This window comes from Alterirhizorhabdus solaris (assembly GCF_007785815.1).
Taxonomy (GTDB): Bacteria; Pseudomonadota; Alphaproteobacteria; order Sphingomonadales; family Sphingomonadaceae; genus Alterirhizorhabdus; species Alterirhizorhabdus solaris.
Map to the genome: position 1 here is coordinate 1 of NZ_VNIM01000191.1, position 2486 is coordinate 2486.

3 protein-coding genes are annotated in these 2486 nt (G+C 67.0%); all 3 read right to left on the reverse strand.

What is annotated here, in order from left to right; all coding sequences use genetic code 11:
- Nucleotides 1-24: 24 nt before the first annotated feature.
- The 3 genes from tnpC to tnpA all read right to left on the reverse strand — a co-directional run bounded on the left by tnpC (nt 25) and on the right by tnpA (nt 2346).
- On the reverse strand, nt 25-1578 hold the full coding sequence (gene tnpC, locus FOY91_RS21110) for an IS66 family transposase (RefSeq protein WP_145156003.1): 1554 nt from the start codon (nt 1576-1578) through the stop codon (nt 25-27).
- Nucleotides 1579-1639: 61 nt separating this feature from the next.
- Nucleotides 1640-1987 (reverse strand): IS66 family insertion sequence element accessory protein TnpB, encoded by a 348-nt coding sequence (tnpB, locus tag FOY91_RS21115; RefSeq protein WP_145156005.1) that lies wholly within the window; start codon nt 1985-1987, stop codon nt 1640-1642.
- Entirely contained in the window at nt 1984-2346 is a 363-nt protein-coding gene (tnpA, locus tag FOY91_RS21120; RefSeq protein WP_145156008.1) for an IS66-like element accessory protein TnpA, read from the reverse strand. The genes tnpB and tnpA overlap by 4 nt, the downstream gene beginning before the upstream one ends.
- Nucleotides 2347-2486 lie beyond the last annotated feature (140 nt).

Genomic DNA, 2486 nt, shown 5'->3' on the forward strand with positions numbered 1-2486 from the left:
GTAAGCGTGGCCTGAAGACGCGTGTTACGCGGCTTGCGTGATGTTCTGATCCGTTGCGGTGGGCCAGTTCCATGGCATGAGTTCGTCCCAGCGGCTGGCGGGCCAGTCGTGGGCGATCTTCGCGATGACGTCGGTGATATACGCTTCCGGGTCGACGCCGTTGCCTTTGCAGGTTTGGATGACGGTGTAGATCGCAGCGGCCCGTTCGCCGCCTGCTTTCGAGCCGGCGAACAGCCAGTTGCGGCGACCGACGGCAACCCCGCGCAGTGCGCGTTCGGCGATATTGTTGTCGATCTCCAGTCGCCCGTCGTCGAGGAACCGGCAGAGCGCCGGCCAGCGCCTGGTGCCATAGGCGATGGCCTTGGCCATGTCGGACTTGGACGACAGGCGGTGAAGGGCAGCGTCGAGCGCGTCACGCAAGGCGGCAACCATGGGCTTGGTTCGGTCATGCCGCGCACGGTGCCGGACATCTGGCGGCTGACCGCGCACCTCGGCCTCAATGGCATAGAGCGCGCCAATGCGCTTGAGGATGTCGGTGGTCAGCGGCGTGGGTGAGCGTTCATGCAGGTCGAACACCTTGCGTCGGAAGTGTGCCCAGCACGCCACCTCGGTGACGCCGCTGCGGTACAGGCCGTCATAACCAGCATAGGCATCTGCCTGGAGGAAGCCGCGAAAGCCGGCGAGATGCGCCTGCGGATGAGCACCGGTCCGGTCGGTGGTGAAGCGATACCATGTCGCAGGCGGCGTCGGGCTGCCAGACGCGCGGTCATCGGTCGCGTAAACCCACAGCCTTCCGGTCGCGGTCTTGCCCCGGCCGGGGTCGAGCACCGGCACTGGTGTATCGTCGGCGTGGATCTTGTCGGCCTCGAGCACCGCATCACGGATGCGGCTGACGACGGGGTCGAGCAGAGCAGCAGCTTGTCCCGTCCAGCGGGCCAGCGTCGAGCGGTCGATGTCGAGGCCCTGCGCAGCCATCATCTCGGCCTGACGGTAGAGCGGCAGATGGTGGTCGAACTTCGCGACGACCACATGCGCCAGCGTGGCGAACGTTGCCTTGCCACGCGCGACGGCGCTGACCGGCGCCGGTGCCTGGACGATCTTCTCGCACCGTCGGCAGCTGTACTTTGGCCGGACCTGCCGGACGACGCGCCAGCGCACTGGCATGACGTCGAGCATCTCGTGCGCATCCGCGCCCAGGCGGCGCAGCGTGCCGCCGCAGTCTGGGCAGGTGCAGGCGCCGGAGGCGGGCTCGTGGACGATCTCCTCGCGCGGTAGGTGGTCCGGCAGGTTGCGCACCGGTACCGGCCGCATCGGCGTATCGACCGCAGTGGCCTCGACGTCGGCAACGGCGCTTTCCGTCTCCAGTTCTTCGAGCGCCAGTTCGAGCTGCGCGATCTCGCGGTCCAGCTTCTCCGACGACGCGCCGAACTGCATCCGCTGCAGCCTGGCGATCTGCCCGCGTAACGTGTCGATGAGCAGGTCGCGGGCGGCGAGCGCGGCATTGGCGCGGGCGAGCGAAGCCTCCAGCGCGGCGATCCGCGCATCGATATCAGACGGGGCAGCGAACGCTTCCGACATCTCGGTTATATAGCAGAGTGCGACCCGACGAGCGAACAGAACCCACGCAAAACAGCCGTTCTTATCCTGCCAATGTCGGCACGAACGTCCGCTCCGGCCGGCGCCAGTCGATGCCTTCCAGCAGCATCGACAGCTGCGCCGGCGTCAGCGTCACCGTGCCGGTTGCCGTTACCGGCCAGACGAAGCGGCCGCGGTCGAGCCGCTTGGAGAACAGGCACAGACCTTGGCCGTCGAACCATAGCAGCTTGACCAGATGACCGCGCTTGCCCCGGAACGCGAACAGCGCGCCCGAATGCGGGTTCTCGGACAGCACCTGCTGGACCAGCACCGCAAGCCCATCGAACCCCTTGCGCATGTCGGTGACGCCGCACGCCAGGAAAACCCGCGTCGGCAATGGCACCGGGTTCATCCCAGCACCGACAGCACTCGCGCCAGCGCGCCTGCGTCCACCGCAGCGTCTACGCTCACCCGCACCCCGCCCGGTAGGTCGATGCGGATGAGGCCAAGTGCGGGCGCCGACGGCTGCGCCGCAGGTGCGGTGCTCTCGACCCTGGCCATCTGCACCTCGGCAAACGCCGGAAGCGCGGGCAATGTGCCGGCCAGCAGACCCAGCCGCGCCTGCTTGCGCCATGTGTAGACCAGCCCGCTCGACAAATCGCGTCGCCGCAGGACATCACGAACCCGGACACCAGGCCGAAACGCATCCGCCAGGATCTCCAGCTTCTCCGCATCCGACCAATTGCGCCGACCCGATACTCGGCCAACCATTTCCACCAGACCAGTCGTACGAGCACTCGTACGACCAGTCTCAGACCCGAAAACTTCCCGCACCAACATCGCCCTCACAAAGGCGACAAACATCACGGCCACGGCTGCCCAGGCAAGGCGGCCTGCAAACCACGCTTACG

Bases quoted from the DNA above. Each gene is read 5' to 3' on its own strand.
- tnpC (WP_145156003.1), bottom strand. From the start codon at position 1,578: ATGTCGGAAGCGTTCGCTGCCCCGTCTGATATCGATGCGCGGATCGCC.
- tnpB (WP_145156005.1), bottom strand. From the start codon at position 1,987: ATGAACCCGGTGCCATTGCCGACGCGGGTTTTCCTGGCGTGCGGCGTC.
- tnpA (WP_145156008.1), bottom strand. From the start codon at position 2,346: ATGGTTGGCCGAGTATCGGGTCGGCGCAATTGGTCGGATGCGGAGAAG.